General features: G+C 44.9%; 1 protein-coding gene. It reads left to right on the top strand.

What is annotated here, in order from left to right; translation table 11 throughout:
- Positions 1–239, top strand: a 239-nt coding sequence (locus AC0L3J_RS38310) for a hypothetical protein (RefSeq protein WP_473350610.1), incomplete at its 5' end; no start/stop codon positions are given.
- Positions 240–245 lie beyond the last annotated feature (6 nt).

Raw genomic sequence — 245 nt, 5'->3', positions numbered from 1 at the left:
ATACGTTGTCAGCACGACCACTGGTCATAAACAGCAGCAGCACGATCCGTCTGCGTTTTTCGCATCGCCGTAACGACCTGGAAATCAGTTGCGACAGCCAGATAGCACTGCCGATTCAGGAAGGTGAAGATGTCCTGATTCGTCGCTGTGATTACCATCTGAATCTGATTCATCCGAAAGATTACAGTTATTTCAACACATTAAGCACCAAGCTCGGCTGGTCAAAAAAATTATTCTAATTTTAC

It is taken from the genome of Bradyrhizobium sp. Kon37, assembly GCF_055807535.1.
This window is presented reverse-complemented; position numbering and strand designations above follow the sequence as displayed.